The sequence below is a fragment of the Pseudomonas paraveronii genome (assembly GCF_963681955.1).
Taxonomy (GTDB): domain Bacteria; phylum Pseudomonadota; class Gammaproteobacteria; order Pseudomonadales; family Pseudomonadaceae; genus Aquipseudomonas; species Aquipseudomonas paraveronii.
In genome coordinates, this window is sequence record NZ_OY817130.1 from 6,349,256 (window position 1) to 6,370,235 (window position 20,980).

Sequence of the window (20,980 nt, forward strand, 5' to 3'; positions counted from 1 at the left end):
GCGCCTGTCTACATCGAGAACCCTATGAAATATCTACTGTGCAGCCTGCTGTTGCTCATCACGGCCGAAGCCTGCGCCCAAGTACCGAGCCTGTCAGCGAACTGCACGCGCAGCGCCACCCTGCTGGCTTGCGTCGACCCGCTGGGCAACGCCTACAGCGTGGCGACGGTCGGCAGCACCACGTATTTGCGCGGTTTCGAAGTGATCGGCCAGCGCCACTGGGCTCAGACCAACAGCCGCTACGGGCAACTGACGTTCTTCACCGGCTTGGCCTCGGACGGCGAGGCGTGGGTCGGCTACACGCGGCGCGTGGGCTGGACCACGATCAACCGCTTTTCCAGCTCCGGTGGCGCCAGCGCCACGTTCACCTGCAGCCGCGTGACTGGCTGTTAGGCCTGGTTGTTTTTCTGTTCCTGGACCCAAGCCATGTAGCTGTTCACCGGCGGGTTTTTCTGGAAATAGCGCTGCAGGCCGACGAACAAACCCTCCGCCACCGCCTGTTGATGCCGCGCCGTGACCAGACGCGCACTGTCCCGCGCGTTGGAGATAAACCCGGTTTCCACCAGGATCGACGGCACGTCCGGTGACTTGAGCACCGCGAATCCGGCCTGCTCCACGCGCTTCTGATGCAACGAGGTGATGCCTTCCAGGCTGCCGAGGATCGAGCTACCGAGTTGCAGGCTGGAGGCGATGGTGGCGTTCATCGACATGTCGAGAATCACCCCGGCCAGCATCGGGTCCTTGTCCTTGAGGTTCAGCAAACTGGTAGCGCCCAGCAGGTCGGCGCCGTTTTCCCGTTGCGCCATGAAACGCGCCGTGGCCGAGGTCGCACCGCCTTCGGACAAGGCATACACCGAAGCCCCCGACGCGGTGATCCGTGGTGCCGCATCCGCATGCACCGAGATAAACATGTCGGCGTTGTGTTTGTGGGCGATCTCCACGCGCTTGCGCAGCGGCACGAAGAAGTCATCGTTGCGCACCAGCTTCACATCGAAACCTTTCTCGCGCTTCAAGCGTTTGGCCAGCAATTGGGCAATGGACAGCACCACGTCTTTCTCGCGCTGGCCCTTGGAACCAATAGCGCCGGGGTCTTTGCCGCCGTGGCCGGGGTCGACCACCACAATGATGTCGCGCTTGGGGTGCGCCCTGTCGACCGGCGGTTTGGGTGCGGCCGCTATCGGGTGAGGCACCTCGGTGGTGCTGGTGAGATCAAGCACCAGGCGGTGCCCTTGCCCATCCTGGGGCGGCAACAAAAAGCTGGTGAGCTGCATCGGCGTGGCGAGGTCCAGCACGATGCGCGTATCCGCCTTGCCGAAGTGCCCGGAGCGAATCGAGGTAATCCCGCTGTTCTTCAAGACCAACTGAGAGAAGTCGCCACTGAGCCCGGCGCCGCTCAGGTCGATGATCAGGCGTTCCGGCGCGGTCAGGGAAAAAGTCTTGTAGTTCACCGGGCCACTGAGGTCGAACACCAGCCGCAGCTTGTCGTCCGAGCGCCACAGGCGGGCGTTGCGAATCTGCGTGGCCGACGCGGTGAAGGGCAAGGTGAACAGCGGGCTGACCAGAAGCAGGTTAAGGAGCTGACGTCTGTGCATGACAAATACCGCAGATAGAGGAGCGTCCTTACTCGACATGACCGAAAAAAGACCAGAGCAGAAAATTCATCGTCGACTCAATCGTTATAATATAACATGTCTTTTTTATCGCCAACGATGGACCTGCTCATGAATGCGCTGACTCTGCCGGATATCGCCGCGCAGGCTTCACGCCAAGCCTTGCCGCTCGACTGGGTGGGCATGTGCGGCATCGCCTTGCCCATTTTGCTCGACGGCCAACGCCTGGCCGCCACTGCTGACGCCGGCGTCAGCCTGGACGACGGCACGGCTCGTGGCATTCATATGTCACGCCTGTACCTGGCGCTGGAGATGCTCGACCAGCAGCCACTGACGCCGGCACTTCTGCGTAAGGTACTGCAGCGGTTTCTCGACAGTCATGAAGGTTTATCTAATAACGCCTACCTGCGTATCCACACCGATCTGCTGCTCAAACGCCCGGCATTGGTCAGCCCACTGGCCGGCTGGAAAGGCTACCCGGTGAGCATCGAAGCGCGTGTGGAAAACCAGATGTTCCACGTGGAACTAAAAATTGACGTTACTTATTCCTCAACCTGCCCGTGCTCGGCGGCCCTCGCCAGGCAGTTGATTCAGCAGCAATTTCTCGGAGATTTCGGCAACACGCCGTTGCAGCATGCCGATGTGCTGACCTGGCTCGGCAGCGCCAATGGCATTGTCGCCACGCCCCACAGTCAGCGCAGCAGCGCGCAACTGCGCGTCCAGTTGCGTGGCGAGCACCTGGCATTGACCGATTTGATCAACACCGCGGAGGCCGCCCTCGGCACCGCCGTGCAAACCGCGGTGAAACGTGCGGACGAACAAGCCTTCGCCCTGGCCAACGGGCAGAACCTGATGTTCTGCGAAGACGCCGCCCGCCGCTTGAACCTCGCCTTGAAACGCTCGGACGCCGTCCAGGCCTTCCACCTCAAAGTGATCCACGCCGAAAGCCTGCACGCGCACGATGCCGTGGCTGAAAGCTGCTGGACGAGGTACTCGGCATGATCACCTGCACGGCTTTACGCTGGGGCGCCCCTGGCCAACCACTGACCCCGGCGCTGGACTTGCGCCTGGAAACGGGCAGCCTTACCGGTGTGATCGGCGCCAACGGCACGGGCAAAAGCAGCCTGCTCAAAGTCATCGCCGGCCTGCAAAAACCCCTGGCGGGGAAAGTCACCGTGGACATTCCACGCCGTGGCGGCCTGTCGTTCCTGCCGCAGCAACAGCACCTCGACCGTCAGTTCCCGATCAGCCTGCAAGAACTGGTCGCCGCCGGTTTCTGGGGCACGCAGCTCAGCGCGCCGCAACGCAGCCAGCGTTTGCAGGCGGTGCTGGAAGACTGGTGCCTGGGCGGCCTGGAACAGCGCCCGTTGATGGCGTTGTCCGGCGGCGAACTGCAACGCGCCCTGCTCGCCCGCATGAGCCTGGCCGACGCGCCGGTGCTGTTGCTCGACGAACCCCACGCGGCGCTCGACGAAGACGGCCAGGCTTTGTGCTGGAAACACATCCACGCCTGGCACGCCGCAGGTCGCACGCTGGTCGTGGTCTGTCATGACTTGGCCTCCGTGCGTCAACACACCCAGCAAGTGGTGCAGATCAAAAGCACGGGCTGCCTGTTCGGGCCGAGCAAAGAACTGATCCGACCGCAACCGCACATGCAGGTGGCCTGATGCACTTCACCGCCCACCTGTGGATGCCGTTTCTCGACTTCGTGTTCATGCGCCGCGCCCTGATCGGCGGCCTGGTACTCGCCTGCAGCACCGCACCGCTGGGGGTGTTTCTGATCCTGCGGCGCATGAGCCTGATCGGTGACGCCGTCGCCCACGGCATCCTGCCCGGCGCCGCCCTGGGGTTCTGGTTCGCCGGCCTGAGCCTGCCCGCGCTGACCCTCGGCGGCCTCGGCGCCGGCTTGAGCATGGCTGGGCTGGCAGCGTGGATCACCCGTCGCACCGGCCTGCGCGAAGACGCAAGCCTGGCCGCCATTTACCCCATCTCCCTCGCCGCCGGCGTGCTGATCCTCGGCCTCGCCGGCAAGCGCCTGGACCTGCTGCACCTGTTGTTCGGCTCCGCGCTGGCCGTCGACGACACCACCTTGACCGGCATGCTCTGGGTCTCTGGCTTCAGCCTGGCCGCCATGGCGCTGATCTACAAACCGCTGCTGCTGGACACCCTCGACCCGCTGTTCCTGCAAACCGTCAGCCGCCTCGGCCCGCTGGCCCACGGGCTGTTTTTGACCCTGGTGGTGCTGAACCTGGTGATTGGTTTCCAAGCCATCGGCGCGCTGATGGTGGTGGGTTTGATGATGCTGCCGGCCATCGCGTCGCGGTTCTGGAGCCGGCGCTTGCCGGTGTTGATCGCGGTATCGGCAGTGCTGGGCTGCCTGTCGGTGTGGCTTGGCTTGTTGCTGTCGTTCTACTACTCACTGCCCAGCGGCCCGGCGATTGTGCTGGTGGCTGGTGGTGGGTACCTGCTGTCCGTGGTTTTCGGTCCGGTGCATGGCTTGCTGCGCCGCCCGCCCTTGCTGTCATCCCAATGAGGTGTTTCCCGATGCGCGCTCTATTCGTGCTGTTCAGTCTGCTACTGCCGTTGTCCATGGCCCAGGCCGCCGACAAACTTCAGGTGGTGACCAGCTTCAGTATTCTCGATGACATCACTCACCAGATCGGCGGTGAGCACATCCAGATCAGCAACATGGTCGGCCCCGACGCCGACGCGCATACCTACGAGCCGAGCCCGGACGACGCCAAGGCGCTGCTCAAGGCCAAGCTGATCATCAAAAATGGCCTCGGCTTCGAGCCGTGGCTGGACCGCCTGGTGGCCAGCACCGAAACCCGCGCCACCGTGGTCACCGCCAGCAAAGGCGTGATCTCCCACACCATGGAGGAAGACGGCGAAACCATCCCGGACCCGCACGCCTGGCATAACCTGGCCAATGCCGAAATCTATGTGAACAACATCACCAAGGCGCTGGTGGCCGCCGACCCGGCCAACCAGGCCGACTACCTGCGCAACAGCCAGGCGTACCTGAAAGACATCTACCGCCTGCTCGCCGAGGCCAAGGCCAAGTTCGGCGCGTTGCCAGCGGGCAACCGCCGTATCGTCACCTCCCACGACGCCTTCGGCTACCTGGGCCAGGCCTATGGCATCCAGTTTCTGGCACCCCAGGGTTTGTCCACCGAGCGTGAGCCTTCAGCCGCTGAAGTCGCCGCGCTGATCACTCAGATCCGCAAAGACAAGGTCAAAGCCGTGTTCATTGAAAACATCAAGGACTCGCGCCTGCTCAAACAGATCGCCAGCGAAAGCGGCGCGCAGATCGGCGGCACGCTGTACTCCGACGCCCTCGCCGCAGAAGGCCCGGCCAGCACCTTTATCGGGCTGTTCGAATACAACCTCAACACCCTGTGCGCGGCGCTGGGCAAACCATGATCCGCAAGAACCCATCCGGCGATCTGCCGGTGATTGCCGAATCGGCCTACGTCGACAAAACCGCAATCATCTGCGGCAAGGTCATCATCGGTGAGAACGTGTTCGTCGGCCCCTACGCCGTGATCCGCGCGGACGAAGTCGACGCCAGCGGCGACATGGACCCGATCACCATCGGCGCCAACTCCAATATCCAGGACGGCGTGGTGATTCACTCCAAATCCGGCGCGGCGGTGACCATCGGCGAATTCACCTCCATCGCCCACCGCTCCATCGTCCACGGCCCGTGCAGCGTCGGCGACCGCGTGTTCATCGGCTTCAACAGCGTGTTGTTCAACTGCGCCGTCGGCGACGGCTGCGTGGTGCGCCACAACTCCGTGGTCGACGGCCGCGACTTGCCCGCCGCGTTCTACGTGCCCTCCACCACCCGCATCGGACCCAACACCGACCTGTCGCAATTCCCGCCGGTAAGCGTCAGCGCATCGGAGTTTTCCGAGGACGTAGCGCGTACCAACGTCGATCTGGTGCAGGGTTACAAAGCCCTGCAAAACGAGTTCTGAACCATGAGCCGCCTGTTGATCCGCAACGCCCGACTGGTCAATGAAGGCCAGGTATTCGACGCCGACGTGCTGGTCGCCCATGGCCGTATCGAGAAGATCGCCAGCAGCATCGCGGGGCACACGGCGTCCGTAGAAATCGACGCCCACGGTCAATGGCTGCTGCCGGGTATGATCGATGACCAGGTTCACTTTCGCGACCCCGGCGCGCCGGACAAAGGCAGTTTCTACAGCGAATCCCGCGCAGCGGTGGCCGGCGGCATCACCAGTTTCATGGACATGCCCAACACCCGGCCGGCCACCCTCACCCTGGAAGCGCTGGCCGACAAAAAACGCCGCGCCGTCCAGCACTCGGTGGCCAACTACGGCTTTCACTTCGGCGTCAGCAATGACAACCTCGACACCGTCGCCGCGCTCGACCCTCGGCAGGTGGCCGGGGTCAAAGTGTTCATGGGCGCGTCCACCGGCAACCTGCTGGTGGACGATCCACGGATTCTGGAACGCTTGTTCGCCGAGGTGCCGACGATCCTGCTGGCCCACTGCGAACACACGCCGAGTATCCAGGCCAACGAACAGCGCTTGCGCGAGCGGTTTGGCGACAACATCCCCGCCGTCGCCCACCCGCTGATCCGGGATGCCGAAGCCTGTTATCGCTCGTCTTCACTGGCGGTGGAACTGGCCAAGCGTCACGGCACGCGCCTGCATGTGCTGCACCTGAGCAGCGCCCGCGAGTTGGCGTTGTTCGAAGATAAACCGCTGGCGCAGAAACGCATTACTGCCGAGGTCTGCGTGCATCACCTGCTGTTCGACGACCGCGACTATCACCGCCTGGGCCACCAGATCAAATGCAACCCGGCGATCAAGACCCGCGCCGACCGCGACGCTCTGCGCCTGGCCCTGCTCGGTGAGCGGCTGGATGTGATCGGCACCGACCATGCGCCGCATACCTGGGCGCAAAAGCAGTTGGCGTATGGTGAGGCACCGTCGGGTTTGCCCCTGGTGCAACATGCGTTGCCGGCGTTACTGGAGTTGGTGGCCGATGGGCTGCTGCCGCTGACCACCCTGGTGGCGAAAACCAGTCATCGCGTCGCCGACCTGTTCGCGATCCCCGACCGTGGCTACCTGCGCGAAGGCTATTGGGCCGACCTGGTGCTGATCAAACCCGAACCCGAGGGCAAGCCGGTCAGCCGCCAGCCGATCCTGGCGCGCTGCGGCTGGACACCGTTCGCCGAGCGCCGCTTTCGCCACAGCGTCAGCACCACCCTGGTGTCGGGCCAGTTAGCCTGGCACAACGGCCAGGTGGTCGACAGTTGCCAGGGGCTACCCCTGCACTTTCAGGGTTAAGCGCGCGGTTTGACACTGCCGCAGTTATCCCCCAGCCACTGGGCGTGGCTGTCCAGGCTGCCCTTCTGCTGAATGCCGGTGGCGTTGAAGGTGCCGTTGACCGTGGTGGTGAACTCTTTCTGACTCTGGAAGGTGGCCACGCCGGTACCCTGGGCTTTCGGGCAACTGAAACGAAATTTCCACTGGTTGCCGCTCTTGTCGGTCACTTGCTGTTTGCAACCCGACTGCGGGTCGGTCAGCGGGATCGAGTCGGAGGCTACCTGGGCGGGGGTGAGGCACACCTGGACGCCTTTGCCGGCCATGGCGATGCCCTGTTTTTCCAGCATAGCGCGCTGTTCCGGGGTCATCTGTTGCTTGAGCTGACCGAGGATCAGCGACAAGTCCGGCAGGTCCTGGTTATCCACTTTCATGTTGCTCGTAGTCAATTCCCACAAGCCCGGCGCCAGCATCTGCGCCTGTGCCGCCACGGGCAGCGACAAACCAATAACCATGGCCAAACCTAGCAGACGAGCATTCATCGGGTAACTCCTGGGCAATTGTGGGCGTTAGACGCCACAAAAGCGCCAGTGTTGCACGACAAAGAAAATAGCGACATTCCTGACCGAACATGGTCTGTTAAGCACTGGATTGCCTGGAGTGACATCGTCCATGGATTTTTTTGGCCCGCACCTGCTCGCCTACTTTATCGCCACGCTGCATTTTCTCGGGACGCTTGCAGCGATCCACGCGGTGCTGACGGTCAGGACCGCCCAAGGCTCGATTGCCTGGGCCTTATCGCTGATGTTCGTGCCCTACCTGACGCTGATTCCTTACCTGATCTTCGGCCGCAGCACCTTCGATGCGTACATCCAGGCGCGGCGCCAGGCCAACCAGGAAATGCACACCGCAATCAACGAACTGAACTGGCGCCCGTGGGTCGAGGAAGCCCTGGCCGCACGCAACTCCAGCGCCTACGCCTCGCTGCGGGCGATGCCCAAGCTGGGGCGCATGCCGTGTCTGGCGAACAATGAAGTGCGCTTGCTGATCAATGGTGACGCCACCTTCAGTGCGATCTTCGACGCAATTCGCCGCGCCAAAACCGCCGTGCTGTTCCAGTTCTTCATCATTCATGACGATGAACTCGGCAGGCAGTTGCATGCCTTGCTGAAGGAAAAAGTCGCCCAAGGCGTCGCCGTCTACGTGCTCTACGACCGCATCGGCAGCCACGCCCTGCCCTCTCGCTATGTGCAATCGCTGCGCGACGCCGGGGTGCAGGTCAAGGCGTTCGCCACCCGCAGCGGTTGGCTCAATCGCTTCCAGGTCAACTTCCGCAACCACCGCAAGATCGTGGTGGTGGATGGCATCACCGGGTTTGTCGGCGGGCATAACGTCGGCGACGAATACCTGGGCAAAAAACCACCACTGGCGCCGTGGCGCGATACCCATGTGCAGGTCAGCGGCCCGGTGGTGGCGTGCCTGCAGGAATCGTTTGCCGAAGACTGGTTCTGGGCCGCGCGGGAACTGCCGCCGCTGATCCTGCCGGACACCTACCCCGAAAACGGGGTGCTCTGCCAATTGCTCGCCAGCGGCCCGGCCGACCCTTATGAAACCTGCTCGCTGTTTTTTGTCGAAGCCATCCACGCCGCGACCGAGCGCGTGTGGATCACCAGCCCGTATTTCATCCCGGATGAAGCGGTGTTTGCCGCCCTGCGCCTGGCGGTGCTGCGCGGGGTCGACGTGCGCCTGCTGCTGCCGTCGCGGCCCGACCACCGCATTGTGTATGCCGCCTCCAGCCTTTACGCGATCGAAGCGGTGCGCGCCGGGGTGCGGGTGTTCCGCTATACGCCGGGGTTTCTGCACCAGAAAGTGGTGTTGGTCGACAGCGAAATCAGCGCCATCGGCAGTGCGAATATGGACAACCGTTCGTTCCGGCTGAATTTCGAGGTGATGTTGCTGACCGTCGATGAAGCCTTCGCCCAGCAAGTGGAGCACATGCTGCTCGATGACTTCGCCCAGGCCCATGAAGTCAGCCAGGAAGAAAGCCGCGAAACCCGCCGCCTGCAACAACTGGGCATGCGGATTGCGCGGCTTATCTCACCGATTCTCTAACAGATGCTGCGGTAGAAATGTGGGAGGGGGCTTGCCCCCGATAGCGGTGAATCAGTGCCCAATCCGCTAGCTGACACATCGCAATCGGGGGCAAGCCCCCTCCCACATTTTGCATCCGCGGGGCTGCGGGAAAGCGCTTCAGCGGTAGATATCTTCCCGCGTCCACGGCAGTTCGTGGCGACCATCGGTGAAGGGTTTTACTGCCAGCATGCGGATCGCGCGGCTTATCTCACCGATTCTCTAACAGACACTGCGGTAAAAATGTGGGAGGGGGCTTGCCCCCGATTGCGGTGATGAAGTGCGCCCCAAAAGTTGGACACTCATCCAACTCCTGGGGCTTTTTCATGAGCAAGTACACCGCGCAGTTCAAACTTTCCGCCATTACCGCCTTCCTAGAGCGAGGCCGAGGCTTTCGCCATATTGCAGCCCGATTTCAAATGGACCCCACTTTGCTTCGCCGCTGGGTGGAAGCTTACCGGCTGCACGGTGAGGCCAGTCTGAGTAGTTCCGGTGGACGTTATAGTGCTTTGTTCAAGTTCTCCGTTCTGCAACGCATGTGGCGTGACTCCCTCTCTTTTCGCCGCGCAGCGGCACTCTTCAATCTGGGTGACTCTACCCAAGTGGGCAGATGGCAGCAGCAGTATTACAGTGGCGGTATTGAAGCCCTGGCCTCAGGGGAAAAAGGATTGAATATCGCTATGTCCAAACCACCAGCTAAACCTCGAAAAACGGCTGCCCCACTCACCGACCAAGAGCGTGCTCACAAGGCTTTACTTGATGAACTCCAGTATTTGCGCATGGAGAACGCCTACCTAAAAAGCTTGGGGAGTTAGGCGAGGCGGTAATGAGGCGCGAGAAAGAAGCGAAGAAAAAGCCCGATTAGTCTCTGAGTTGAGGCAAAGCTTCCCTTTGGACCCTTTGCTCAAACTGGTTGGGCTCGCCCGCAGCACGTACTACTACCAACTCAAGGCGATGGACGGAGCAGACCGGTTCGTTTCGCTGAAAGCCTCTATCCAGAGCCTTCAAGACGAGCATAAGGGGCGCTTCGGCTATCGTCGTATGACTTTAGCTCTGCGCAGCAACGGACAGTTGATCAACAGTAAAACGGTGCGGCGACTGATGGGGGAGTTGAGTCTGAAATGTACGGTACGACCGAAGAAATACAGATCGTATCGAGGGCCGATGGGAAAAGTCTCGCCCAATACCCTGGCTCGTCAGTTCGAGGCTGAACAACCGAATCAGAAATGGGTAACGGATGTCACCGAGTTCAAAGTGGCTGGCGGAAAGCTGTATCTGTCTCCAGTTTTAGACTTGTACAACGGAGAAATCGTGGCTTATCAGACCGCCACACGCCCCCAATATGCGTTGGTGGGCGACATGCTGGAACAAGCTCTTGAGCGCTTGCCTGAGGGCGTCAAACCCATGCTGCACTCGGATCAGGGTTGGCACTATCGATACCCAAAGTACCGGGATCAACTAGAAAAAGCAGGGTTGGAACAGAGCATGTCACGCAGAGGAAACTGCTATGACAACGCCACAATGGAGAGCTTCTTTGGTACGTTGAAGTCAGAATTTTACTACCGGGAAAGCTTCGACAGCGTGGCTCAGTTGCAGGCTGGACTGGCTGAATACATCCATTACTACAACCATAAACGAATCAAAACGAAGCTTGGCGGACTGAGCCCTGTAGCGTACAGAGCCCGGTCCGCTGTAGCCTAACAATCACTGTCCAACTTTTGGGGCGCACTTCAGTGAATCAGTGCCCAATCCGCTAGCTGACACACCGCAATCGGGGGCAAGCCCCCTCCCACATTTTGCATCCGCGGGGCTGCGGGAAAGCGCTTCAGCGGTAGATATCTTCCCGCGTCCACGGCAGTTCGTGGCTGCCATCGGCGAAGGGTTTTACTGCCAGGATCTGGTGCAGGTTGATCCAGCCCCGCGCAAACGCGTAGGCGCAACCGGCCAGGTACAACCGCCAGATGCGCAATGCCTGTTCCGGCACCAGCTTCGCCGCCGCTTCCAGGTTGTCTTCCAGGCGTTCGCTCCAATGGTCGAGGGTGCGTGCGTAGTGCATGCGCAGGCTTTCCACGTCGACCACTTCGAGCCCGGCTTCGCTGAGCTCGGCGGTCATCATCGCCAGGTGCGGCAGTTCGCCGTTGGGGAATACGTAGCGCTCGATAAACTCCCCGGCGCCACGGCCCACGGGGCGACCGTCAATGTGCTTGGCGGTGATGCCATGGTTCATCACCAAGCCACCTTCGCGCACCGCGCCAAACAGGGTCTTGCAGTATTGCGCCAGGTTGGCGTGGCCGACGTGTTCGAACATGCCCACGCTCACCACTTTGTCGAAACGGCCGTTCTGGGGCAGGTCACGGTAATCGAGCAGTTGCAGGTCCACCTGATCCTCCAGGCCCTCGGCTTTCACGCGCTCTTTGGCCAGGGCCAGTTGCTCCTTGCTCAGGGTGATGCCGAACACTTTTACCCCAAACTCCCGCGCCGCATACCGCGCCAGCCCGCCCCAACCACAGCCGACATCGAGCAAATACTCCCCCGGCTGCAAGCGCAACTTGCGGCACAGGTGGCGGAATTTGTCTTGTTGGGCCTGGTCGATGGATTCGCTGCCGGTTTCGAAGTAACCGCAGGAATACGCCATGTCCTGGTCGAGCCACAACTGGTAGAACTCGTTGGACAGGTCGTAATGGTAGGAAATCGCCGCCGCGTCAGTGGCCTTGTCGTGGATCGAGCGCACCGGATGATTGTCCACATCGTCATCGATCAGGGCATGACTCAACTCGTCACACACCCGGATCACCTCGGCGATGGAGCCTTCCAGCTCCAGCTTGCCCTCGACGAAGGCTTCGCCCAATGAATCGAGCGTGGGATGGAAAAGCGTGGACACAACCGTGGGGTCCTTCACCACGATGGTCACACTGGGCTCGGGGCCCAGGTTGAATTCATGGCCGTCCCAGAGTCGAAGACGCAGCGGTAGCTGAAGATTCTGTAAGGCCGGTGGAAGTTGCGCGAGCATGAGTAGTCCCCCCTTGTTTCAGACGTCTGGAAAGAGGGTAGACCATCCTACGACAGCGTAGAAAGCTATCGATTTCATAACCTGCGCCTATGGAAATCGGCGTTCGAGCAAACCGTCCTGAATCCACTGTTTCAGCCATGAGACCGCTTGCAGGGGCGCACCCTCTCCATAGCTGACTGCCAACTGCGCGCACAGTTCTGAAAAACACCAGCCGGTGGTCACCATACCCGCCAAAGCGCAGGTTTCTGCGGGTTCCAGGCTGCGGTAGCGGCTCACCTGCTGATGGCGCCACACCAGGCAGATCTGCGGCGCATCCAGAGGCTGGCTGGCGCGCAAGTCCGACTGGGCCTTGCCGGCGCGCCAGGTCTCTACGGTGTTGAAGCGGCAGAGTATCTGCTGAACGGTCGGCGCCAGGGTGACCTGCAAACCCGGCCAGTCGTGCGGCGACAGTCGCGCCATATCGTCCACGGTCAGCGGTGTACCCGGCGGCGCGTCGAACGCCAGGGTGAAAGCCCACTCCAGCCGCGCCAGCTCAGACAGCGGCGCGCTTTGCTCAGCCACCAGGTGCTCCTGGATAAACGCCGCGAACCGCTGGCCCAGCCAGCGCAGGCTGTAGTGGGCGGACGGGTAGCGACGCACGTAGGCCTCGGTCAGCGCGGCAAACTCGTCATCCCCGAGCCAATACCAGAGGGCGCCGAAGTCCTGCCGTAACACGTCCTGCAACCGCGACAGGTAGGCGTTGTGATAAATCGCCAGGCCCGTTTCCACATCCAGCGTAGGACCACCCAGCAACGTGGCGGCAAAGCCGGTGCCGGCCACGGGGCTTTCGGCCAATAAGTGCTCTTCGAAGGCCTGTTGCCAATCCGTCAGGCGCATAGCGTTCTCCTGGCCAAGGCGGTCGCACCCAGCGTGCGAGCCTTGTCCAACTCGCTGAGCAGCTCTTCGAACGGTGGGAAATGGTCATCGCGCTCCAGCAATGTCGAGACCGGGCCCAGGTGCTCCAGGGTCTGTTGATACAGCGCCCACACCGGATCACACACCGGATGGTCATGGGTATCGACCACGTAATCGCCGTAGTCCATATGCCCCGCCAGATGCAGTTGGCGGATGCTCTGCGGCGGCAGGTTGTGAATGAACGTCCAGGCATCGAAACCGTGATTGCGCGAGCTGACGTACACATTATTGACGTCCAGCAGCAACTGGCACCCCGTCAATCGGGTCAGCGCGTTGAGGAATTCCCACTCGGTGAATTCATCCGCCTTGGCGCGCACATAGCTGGAGACGTTCTCCAGCACCAGCGGGCGCTGCAACACATCCTGCACCTGCAGCACACGACTGGCCACGTGATACAGGCTTTCTTCGGTGTAAGGCAGGGGCAGCAGGTCATGCAATTGATGCGCGCTGCCACGGCTCCAGCACAGGTGATCGGAGATCCACGCCGGCTGGATGCGCGCGGCGAGTTGCTGGAGCTGCTTGAGGTAATCGATATCGAGGGCATGAGGCCCGCCGATGGACAGGGACACACCGTGCATCACCAGCGGGTAGCGCTCGGCGATCGCATCCAGGTAGTACAAGGCTTTACCGCCCTGCACCAGGTAATTCTCGGAGATCACTTCGAACCAATCCACGGCCGGCGATTGTTCAAGGATCTGCTGATAGTACTCACTGCGTAGACCCAGGCCGTAACCCAGGCTCGGAAGGGACATAGACATCAGACACTCCTGGGCAAAAGTGTCCGCAGCGGCAGGTGGCAACCGCTGCGGTTGCACTCGGTCGCCGATTATTCGCCGACTTTGCCGCCGGCCGCGTCGCACGCCGCCTTGGTCATGGCCTTGAAACCATGACCCTTGCAAACCGCTTGGCCCTTGCAGGCGTTTTCAGCGGTCTTGCAGTCATTCATGCCTTTGCAGGAAGTGACGCCGTAGCAATGCACCGCAGCGTCGGCGGCCTGTACCTGGGTGGTGACACCGGCAAACAGGGTGGCAGCAGCGAGCGCCAGGGCAGCACCGGAAATGGCGTTTTTGATGGTCATGGGGTCATCCTCATAGAGCGTGGTTAGGTCGGCTGAGCAACATGCTCAGTCCCGACATACCCCTAGAGTGAGGTGACCCCTTGCCGTTACAGCACCCTCGAAAAAAACCTGACAGTTATTTCTCCAGCTTCGACAGCGGCTCCTGAAACCGCAGCAAACGCCCGGCATTGCCCAGCACCAGCAAGGTGCTGAGGTTGTGCAACACCGCCGCGATCATCGCGCCGGCGGCGCCCAACCAGCCAAACGCGGCGAACACCACGATGGCCAGCGTCCAGCCCAGGCCGATGATCACATTGACCTGCAACGTGTGCCGACACTGGCGACTCAAGCGCACACACGTGCCCAGGCGGCGCAAGTCGCTGCCAATCAACACCACATCCGCCGAGGCCAGCGCGATGTCCGCACCGCCCGCGCCCATGGCCACACCGACCACGCCCGCTTTGAGCGCCAGGGAGTCGTTGATGCCGTCGCCCACCACCATCGGCCGGAAACCGCTGCGGATCTCGCCCAATACGCGGTTGAGTTTGTCTTCCGGCAACGCCTGGGCTTCGACATCGCTGATGCCGACGTCGAGAGCCAGGCTGTCGGCCACGCTTTGACGGTCGCCGGTCAACAGCAGTTGGCGACCCAGGCCCAGGTCGCGCAGCTCTTGCAGGGCCTGGCGCGCTTCGGGTTTGACGCTGTCGGCGAGCAACAGCCAGGCGAGGAACGCACCGTTCAAGGCCAGCCCGGCAATCGGGCCATCATGGTCGGGGACGCGGGTGGTGACGATGCCCAACTGCTCGAACAGCTCCGGCCGGCCCAGCGCCGCTTCGCCCTGCGCGGTCCGGGCCACCACGCCGAGGCCTTGGCGTTCGCGGATGTCGGTGAGCACCAACAGCTGTTCCTGGCTCGCCAACCCCGCCAACGCGCGGCTGACCGGGTGGCTGCTGGCCGACCCGAGGCTGGCCGCCAGGTTCAACAACCCTTGGCGGTCCGGCGCGGTGGTTTCGATGGACTGCAAACGCAGGGTGCCAAAGGTCAGGGTGCCGGTCTTGTCGACCACCAGCGAGGTCAGGTCCGCCAACTCTTCGAGGAACGCCGAGCTGCGGATCAGAATCCCATGCCGCGCCGCCACGGCAATCCCGGCAATCGCCGTGGCCGGGGCCGACAGCACCAGCGCGCATGGGCACGCCGCCACCAACACCGCGAGCATCGCCTGGGCGTCATTGGTAACAAACCACGTCACCGCCGCCAGCAACAGCACCAACACCATATAGCTGCCGGCGTAGCGCTCCAGCAGCCGCGTGATCGGCGGCTTGGAGCGTTCGGCGTTCTGCATCAGGGCGATGACTTTGCCCAGGGTCGACTCGTTGCCGGTGCGGGTCACCTCCAGGCGCAACAACCCGTCGAGGTTGATCGCACCACCGAACACTTGCACGCCGACACTGGCTTCCAGCGGCACCGACTCGCCGGTGATCGGCGCCGTGTCGAGGCTGGCCTGGCCCGACAGCACCACGCCATCGGCGGGCACGCGGTCGCCGGCGCGCACTTCGACGATGTCGCCGGTGTTCAGCGTGCCGTTGTCGACTTCGCTGATGCTGCCGTCCGCCTGCACCAGGCGTGCGTGGCTACGGGTCAGTTTGCCGAGGGCATGGATCGCTTCCTGGGAGCCGATCACGCTGCGCTCTTCCAACACATGGCCGAAGATCATGATGATCGGCAGCAACGCGGCGGTCAGCAGATCGCCCGTGGCCCACGCGCCGAGCATCGCCAGGGCGATGAGCTGGTCGGTGATGCCATGCAGGCTCGGAAAACGCAGGCTGTACCAGGCCGAGCGCATCACCGGCACGGCCACCAGCAGCGAGGCCACGCCGAGCAGCAACTGGCTGACGCCGCTCTGGTCCGGCGCCAGCCAGCGCCACACCAGGCCCAGCACGAGCAAACCGAGGGCGAGCATGGCCAGGGTCAATTGCCGGGCGGCGCTGCGCTGCTCGGCGGATGTCAGCATGGGCGCGCTCATTGTTCGGCTCCCTGAATGATCAAGCGGGAGTCGTCTTTGGGATCGACCGTGGTCACGGAACCGGCCTGGCCGAGAATCTTCGGCAGGCGTTCGCGGTACAGGCGCAACAGCAAGCCGGGGTCTTTGACCTGGGCCAGGCTGGCGACGGTGGCGGTTTGCGCCTGGGCGTTGGCCAGGCGTTCGCTGGCCTGGGCGTGGGCGACTTGCACCAGGCGGTCAGCCTGCTGGTTCGCGGTTTGCGTGAGTTTTTCCGCGTCGGTCCGCGCATTCGCCACGGCTTTGTCGGCTTGCTGACTGGCGGTGAGCACCGCATTGAAGGCATTCACCGCCGGGCTCGGCAGGCTCGATTGCACATCGACGCGGGTGACTTCGATGCCCACTCCCAAGCCGCTGGCGGTCAACTGCGCCAGGCGCTTGTTGATGCCTTGCACCAAGTCGCCGCGCAGCCGTTCACGACGCTCGGCGGCGCCGTTGTCGCTACCGATCAATTCGGGGCGCGCCACCAGAATCGTGTCCAGATCCCGCGCCGCCGTCAGGGCCACGGCGCTGCGCGTCACCAGACGATCCAGCGCCGGCAGCACGTGCTCGCCCTGCAACACAAACGCATACGGCTCGGTGACCTTGTAGAACACCCGCACATCCAGCTGCACCACGCCGGCGTCGCCGGTCAGCAGGTAGCCGGAGCCGGCCAGGGCATCGCTCAACGGCGTGGCCAAACTGGCCACGCGGTCGGCCTGCACCGCGGCATCGGAACGCAGCAGGTTGTCGACCCGCCGCTCGATCACCCGGTCCGCCGCCGGCAACAGCACGACCTGCTCGAACGGCTGCGGCCACGCCAGCAACAGCCCGGCATTCTGAATCCGATCAAGCGCGCCGAAGTGCAACACCACGGCGCGATTCTGCGGGTCGATCTGGCGCACATTGGAAAACGCCCAGGCCAGGGCGGCCAACACCGTCACCGCGTACAGCGCCATGAACGTCAGGCGCCCGGCCTGGATCCACGGGCTGTCCGGGCTGTCACGCTCGGTCATGGCTGGACATCCTTCGGCCCATCCACCAATGCGCGGAACGGCGCAGCATCGGTACGCAGGATGATCCTGGTGCCCGGGGTGACCACGGTGCCCAGGGTATCGAGCGAACGCAGCAGGTTGTACAGCTGGGGATTGCCCGCGTAGGCGCGCCCATAAATCTGCGCCGCTTCGACCCGCGATTGCGCTTCGATGTCGGCGGCTTTCACCGTGGCATCGGCCTGCACGATCCGCGCATCGCGCTCGGCGGCAGAGCGAATCTGCGCCGCTTCACGCTTGCCCACGGCGGTGCGTTCGGTGGCGATGGTTTCACGCTCGGCGCGCATGCGGTCGACGGTGGCGGTGAGCGTCACCGACGGCAAGGTCAGGCGCTCGATGCCCACCTGCGCCACGCGCACGCCATAGGTGGTGAGCAATTGTTGATCGATCTGCTGGCGCAACTGCGCTTCGAAATCGGCGATGCGCACTTGGCTGGCATCGGTATTGATCAGGCTGGACAGGTCGAAGCTGGCCGCCGTGGTTTCCAGCGCCGAACCGACAAAGGTCCGAATCTGCCGCGCCGCTTCATCCGGCTGGTTCTGCACCGCACGCATGAAGCGCTGCACATTGTCGGCATCGCCCTGCACCTGCCACGCCACGTAAGCCTGCACGATGATGCGCAGGCCATCGCGGGTGCCGACGTCCTGCAAACCGCTGGAGGTGGTGCGCAGGCGCAGGTCCACCGGGATCGCCGCTTCGAACGGCGCCGGCCAGCGCCAGCCAAGGCCCGGCTCCAGCAACACCCGCGACGGGTTGCCGAAACGGGTAATCACCGTGGCTTCGCCGGACCGCACCTGCACCAGGCTCGCGGCCGCGACCGCAAACAGCACCAGCAGCACGGCCCAGGCCATGCGCCGCCAAGGGAATGGGCCGGCGGGTTGTTCATCACCGTGGTGGTGGTGATGGTGGCCGTGGTGGTGGTGACCATGATCGTGAGAATGAGCGCTCAACAGACAGACTCCTTATTGAACGGCTTTACGCGGCATCGAGGGATCGGCCGGCAAGGTAAAAGAACGCAGATCGATCGTCGGCGCACTGTCGGCGCCCAGGCGATGATCCAGAATCAACAGCTTGGCGTGGGCCAGGCCCTGGGTCAGCTGGCCGAGGTACTGCTCCAGCACGAAGGCTTTGCCCGCGCTGGCGTAGGCCTTTTGTTCGGCGGCAAAGCGCAGGTCCGCCGCCTGGGCGCCGGCATTGACCTCGCGCGCGGTAGCCTGGGCCTGGTCGCGGACGGTGCTGGCTTGCAGCAGGGCCTGGTTGGTTTGTTCGCTGGCGGCGCCGCGTTCGCGCGAGATCAGCGCCTGGGCGCCGATCTGCGCCGCTTGCACGCCGTGATAGGCGTTGGCGGCACCGGACGGTGGGTGGATGGCTTCGACCACCGTGGCGAGAATTTCCACGCCGCTGTCGAGTTTTTGCAGGTCCGCTTGCACGGCGCGGCCGATCTCGTCGGCCAGGCCGGTGCGTTGTTCGCCGAGCAATTCGTCGAGGGTGCGCGAGGCAAAGTCATGCACGAGGATACGGCTGGCGGTGCTGCGGATCAGGGTCGGCACATCCGCACTGTTATAGGTGGCGGCAAGCGCGGCCTGGTCGGTCAGGCCGATACGGTAGACGAAGCGCACATCCATATTGACGATCTGGAAGCTCTGCTTGTCGCCACGGCTGCTGGCGATCACCTGGGATTTGTCATTCACATGGCTGGCGTCCCACAGGCGGTTGGCGATCAGCGGCGCCGGGCCTTCGGCCGCCGCGAGCTCCGGGCTGGCGGCTTCGCCGACGCTGGTCGCCAGCTCATGCACCACGCCGTTCTCCACGTTCAGCACGCGGCCCAACGGCCACGGCAACCCGGCATGCAGGCCAGGGCCGAAGACTTGCACCGGTTTGCCAAAGCGCTCATAGATCCCACGGCCTTGCAGGGGCACTTCATGCACCCCCGTCAGCGCCCAGCCGACGGCCAGCACCACCAGCAGCACCGGCAGAAACGCCCGGCGCATGTAGGTAAACGCCCAGATCTGGCGCAGGTCGATACCGAAGCGGTTGTGCAATTCGTGCTGCAAGGCCTGCAGCGGTTGCGGCGGCCAGCGCAGCAGACCGGCGATAAAACTCTGCGCCATCAGGCGCGGTTCGAGGCGCGGTTGGCGCGGGCTGAACAGTGACAGCACGGCCCGTAACAGAAACTCCAGCGCGACCAGCGCCGGCAACAGCCCGACCAGCGTCGCCAGGCGCAGCGGCCACACCGACCCGGCACTGGCAAACAGCAGGCAAATCGCGCTGATCAGCAGGCACGCAATCGCCACCCGGCTCAGTTGCGCCAACTGCGCGGCTTCCGGCCATTGCGCGGCGGTTTCCTGGGCCAGGCGCCGCTCGAACACCAGCAGGCCAAAGGCCAATGCCAAGGCCAGCGCGGCGCCGATACTGGCGGATTGGCCGACCGCTGCCGCCGGCAAGCCCAGGTTCCAGAACTCGATGATGCTGACCAGCGCGAACAACGACCAACCGCCGAGCCACAACACCGGCGCGCCGATCTGGGCCAGCAACCCTCTGCCAAAACGCCCCACCAGGCGCGCCTGCCAGCCGGCGGGTTCGTCCTCTGCTACGAGTAACTCAGGTGCCGACGCTTCCAGCGCCTGGGCACGCCAATCGGCGACCCACCACGCCGACTGCAACCCGGCCACCAGCACCAGCAGCGCGGACGCGCAGTTGATCAACACCACCGGCCAGATCGACACCGGTGCAAACAGCGCAACAAACAGCGCCAACACCCAGCCGCTGATGGCCACGGCAGTCAGGCTGATACCGGCTTGCCTCAATCGACGGGCATGGAACAGCCCTTGCTGAAAACGCGGCAGGCCTTCAACCGAAGCGCCGTCAGCTTCTAGATCCACTTGCATCCACTCATGCCCGCTTGTACATAATTCGTTACGATATAACACAATGCGTGAAATTTTTGTTCGCTGAACGCCGTCTTTACATGCAACACAGATCCACTGTGGGAGGGGGCTTGCCCCCGATCGCTCTGGGTCAGTTGATGCATGGGTTGGCCGGTCCGCCGCCATCGGGGGCAAGCCCCCTGCCACATTTGTTCTTCATCGCGCTCCGGAGCGTGACTAAACCCCCATAAACACGCGCCATCACTGGTGCAGGCTACGATTAATCGGCACACTCCCGAGCAGTTTTTCGCGGGTTCACGGACAAGGAAGCGTCACCCCCATGATTTCGATCTATCAGCTCAAACCGCGGTTTCAAAACCTGCTGCGCCCCCTCGTGCAGCGTCTCTATGACAACGGCACCACCGCCAACCAGATCACCGTGCTGGCCGGGGTCATCTCCCTGCTGGTCGGCCTGCTGATCGCCGGCTTTGCCCAACACCTCTGGGTGTTTGCGCTGATCCCGCTGTGGATGATCGTGCGCATGGCCCTGAACGCCATCGACGGCATGCTCGCCCGGGAATTCGGCCAGCAGTCGCGCCTGGGCGCCTACCTTAATGAACTGTGCGACGTGATCGCCGACAGCGCGCTGATCCTGCCCTTTGCGCTGATCCCCGGCGTCAGCCTGGCGCCGGTGCTGCTGGTGACCTTGCTGGCGGTGTTCAGCGAATACGCCGGGGTGCTCGGGCCGATGGTCGGCGCGTCACGGCGCTACGACGGGCCGATGGGCAAAAGTGATCGGGCATTCGTCCTCGGCGTGCTGGCCACCGGTGTGGCGTTGGGCTGGCTCGGCGCCGGTTGGGTCGACACGGTGATGTGGCTGGTCGCCGCCCTGCTCGCCTACACCCTGGTCAACCGGGTGCGTCAGGGCCTCAAAGAAGAACAACACATTTCCCCTTCTGCATAAG

General features: G+C 63.1%; 20 protein-coding genes. 10 read left to right on the forward strand and 10 right to left on the reverse strand.

The window, feature by feature from the left end; genetic code table 11:
* Positions 1 to 24 precede the first annotated feature (24 nt).
* Complete coding sequence (locus tag U5A08_RS29475; RefSeq protein ID WP_253400196.1) at positions 25 to 393, forward strand: glutamine synthetase; 369 nt, start codon at positions 25 to 27, stop codon at positions 391 to 393.
* On the opposite strand, the gene U5A08_RS29480 is transcribed toward U5A08_RS29475, so the two are convergent.
* The gene (locus tag U5A08_RS29480; RefSeq protein WP_321849644.1) at positions 390 to 1,592 is read right to left on the reverse strand and encodes an N-acetylmuramoyl-L-alanine amidase; all 1,203 of its coding nucleotides are present in this window, start codon (positions 1,590 to 1,592) and stop codon (positions 390 to 392) included. The genes U5A08_RS29475 and U5A08_RS29480 overlap by 4 nt on opposite strands.
* 129 nt (positions 1,593 to 1,721) lie before the next feature.
* Between U5A08_RS29480 and folE2 the strand changes: the two genes are divergently transcribed.
* Genes folE2 through U5A08_RS29510 form a run of 6 tightly spaced genes read left to right on the forward strand, consistent with a single transcriptional unit; the run spans position 1,722 to position 6,931 of the window.
* Positions 1,722 to 2,612, forward strand: coding sequence for a GTP cyclohydrolase FolE2 (folE2, locus tag U5A08_RS29485; protein ID WP_321849645.1), 891 nt, complete (start codon positions 1,722 to 1,724; stop codon positions 2,610 to 2,612).
* The gene (locus U5A08_RS29490) at positions 2,609 to 3,277 is read left to right on the forward strand and encodes a metal ABC transporter ATP-binding protein (RefSeq protein ID WP_321849646.1); all 669 of its coding nucleotides are present in this window, start codon (positions 2,609 to 2,611) and stop codon (positions 3,275 to 3,277) included. The genes folE2 and U5A08_RS29490 overlap by 4 nt, the downstream gene beginning before the upstream one ends.
* On the forward strand, positions 3,277 to 4,143 hold the full coding sequence (locus U5A08_RS29495) for a metal ABC transporter permease (protein ID WP_321849647.1): 867 nt from the start codon (positions 3,277 to 3,279) through the stop codon (positions 4,141 to 4,143). Before U5A08_RS29490 ends, U5A08_RS29495 begins: the two co-directional genes overlap by 1 nt.
* 11 nt (positions 4,144 to 4,154) lie before the next feature.
* On the forward strand, positions 4,155 to 5,033 hold the full coding sequence (locus tag U5A08_RS29500) for a metal ABC transporter substrate-binding protein (protein ID WP_253400201.1): 879 nt from the start codon (positions 4,155 to 4,157) through the stop codon (positions 5,031 to 5,033).
* Positions 5,030 to 5,590 carry a gamma carbonic anhydrase family protein gene (locus tag U5A08_RS29505; RefSeq protein WP_017850050.1) on the forward strand — a complete coding sequence of 187 codons (561 nt, stop codon included), beginning with the start codon at positions 5,030 to 5,032 and terminating at the stop codon, positions 5,588 to 5,590. Before U5A08_RS29500 ends, U5A08_RS29505 begins: the two co-directional genes overlap by 4 nt.
* A 3-nt stretch (positions 5,591 to 5,593) precedes the next feature.
* The gene (locus U5A08_RS29510; protein WP_253400202.1) at positions 5,594 to 6,931 is read left to right on the forward strand and encodes a dihydroorotase; all 1,338 of its coding nucleotides are present in this window, start codon (positions 5,594 to 5,596) and stop codon (positions 6,929 to 6,931) included.
* Here U5A08_RS29510 and U5A08_RS29515 read toward each other — a convergent pair.
* Positions 6,928 to 7,449: a DUF3617 domain-containing protein gene (locus U5A08_RS29515; protein ID WP_253400203.1), complete on the reverse strand. Its 522-nt coding sequence runs from the start codon at positions 7,447 to 7,449 to the stop codon at positions 6,928 to 6,930. The two genes, U5A08_RS29510 and U5A08_RS29515, sit on opposite strands and share 4 nt — an antisense overlap.
* Positions 7,450 to 7,579: 130 nt before the next feature.
* On the opposite strand from U5A08_RS29515, the gene cls reads away from it, so the two are divergent.
* Both cls and U5A08_RS29525 read left to right on the forward strand, forming a co-directional pair.
* Entirely contained in the window at positions 7,580 to 9,019 is a 1,440-nt protein-coding gene (gene cls, locus U5A08_RS29520; protein ID WP_253400204.1) for a cardiolipin synthase, read from the forward strand.
* A 344-nt stretch (positions 9,020 to 9,363) separates the two neighbouring features.
* A protein-coding gene (locus U5A08_RS29525; protein WP_425262816.1) for an IS3 family transposase occupies positions 9,364 to 10,738 on the forward strand; the annotation gives its coding sequence in 2 pieces (ribosomal slippage) (positions 9,364 to 9,843 and positions 9,845 to 10,738; 1,374 coding nt in all).
* A gap of 124 nt (positions 10,739 to 10,862) precedes the next feature.
* Here the strand turns inward: U5A08_RS29525 and cfaB are convergent.
* From cfaB to hflK (U5A08_RS29565), 8 genes are all read right to left on the reverse strand, one after another.
* Positions 10,863 to 12,047, reverse strand: a complete 1,185-nt coding sequence (cfaB, locus tag U5A08_RS29530; protein ID WP_321849652.1) for a C17 cyclopropane fatty acid synthase CfaB — start codon at positions 12,045 to 12,047, stop codon at positions 10,863 to 10,865.
* Between the two features lie 87 nt (positions 12,048 to 12,134).
* On the reverse strand, positions 12,135 to 12,923 hold the full coding sequence (locus U5A08_RS29535) for an HvfC/BufC family peptide modification chaperone (protein ID WP_321849653.1): 789 nt from the start codon (positions 12,921 to 12,923) through the stop codon (positions 12,135 to 12,137).
* A complete protein-coding gene (gene bufB, locus U5A08_RS29540; protein WP_253400207.1) occupies positions 12,914 to 13,759 on the reverse strand; it encodes an MNIO family bufferin maturase in 846 nt (281 codons plus the stop codon). Before bufB ends, U5A08_RS29535 begins: the two co-directional genes overlap by 10 nt.
* 68 nt (positions 13,760 to 13,827) lie before the next feature.
* Positions 13,828 to 14,079 (reverse strand): BufA2 family periplasmic bufferin-type metallophore, encoded by a 252-nt coding sequence (gene bufA2, locus U5A08_RS29545; protein ID WP_253400208.1) that lies wholly within the window; start codon positions 14,077 to 14,079, stop codon positions 13,828 to 13,830.
* A 115-nt stretch (positions 14,080 to 14,194) separates the two neighbouring features.
* Positions 14,195 to 16,081, reverse strand: coding sequence for a cation-translocating P-type ATPase (locus U5A08_RS29550; protein WP_321849654.1), 1,887 nt, complete (start codon positions 16,079 to 16,081; stop codon positions 14,195 to 14,197).
* Positions 16,078 to 17,112, reverse strand: a complete 1,035-nt coding sequence (hflK, locus tag U5A08_RS29555) for a protease modulator HflK (protein ID WP_253400210.1) — start codon at positions 17,110 to 17,112, stop codon at positions 16,078 to 16,080. Before hflK (U5A08_RS29555) ends, U5A08_RS29550 begins: the two co-directional genes overlap by 4 nt.
* Positions 17,109 to 18,098 carry a protease modulator HflC gene (gene hflC / locus U5A08_RS29560; protein ID WP_253400211.1) on the reverse strand — a complete coding sequence of 330 codons (990 nt, stop codon included), beginning with the start codon at positions 18,096 to 18,098 and terminating at the stop codon, positions 17,109 to 17,111. Before hflC ends, hflK (U5A08_RS29555) begins: the two co-directional genes overlap by 4 nt.
* A 12-nt stretch (positions 18,099 to 18,110) precedes the next feature.
* Positions 18,111 to 20,036: a protease modulator HflK gene (gene hflK, locus U5A08_RS29565; RefSeq protein WP_321849656.1), complete on the reverse strand. Its 1,926-nt coding sequence runs from the start codon at positions 20,034 to 20,036 to the stop codon at positions 18,111 to 18,113.
* A 319-nt stretch (positions 20,037 to 20,355) separates the two neighbouring features.
* On the opposite strand from hflK (U5A08_RS29565), the gene U5A08_RS29570 reads away from it, so the two are divergent.
* Positions 20,356 to 20,979, forward strand: a complete 624-nt coding sequence (locus tag U5A08_RS29570; RefSeq protein ID WP_253400213.1) for a CDP-alcohol phosphatidyltransferase family protein — start codon at positions 20,356 to 20,358, stop codon at positions 20,977 to 20,979.
* Position 20,980 lies beyond the last annotated feature (1 nt).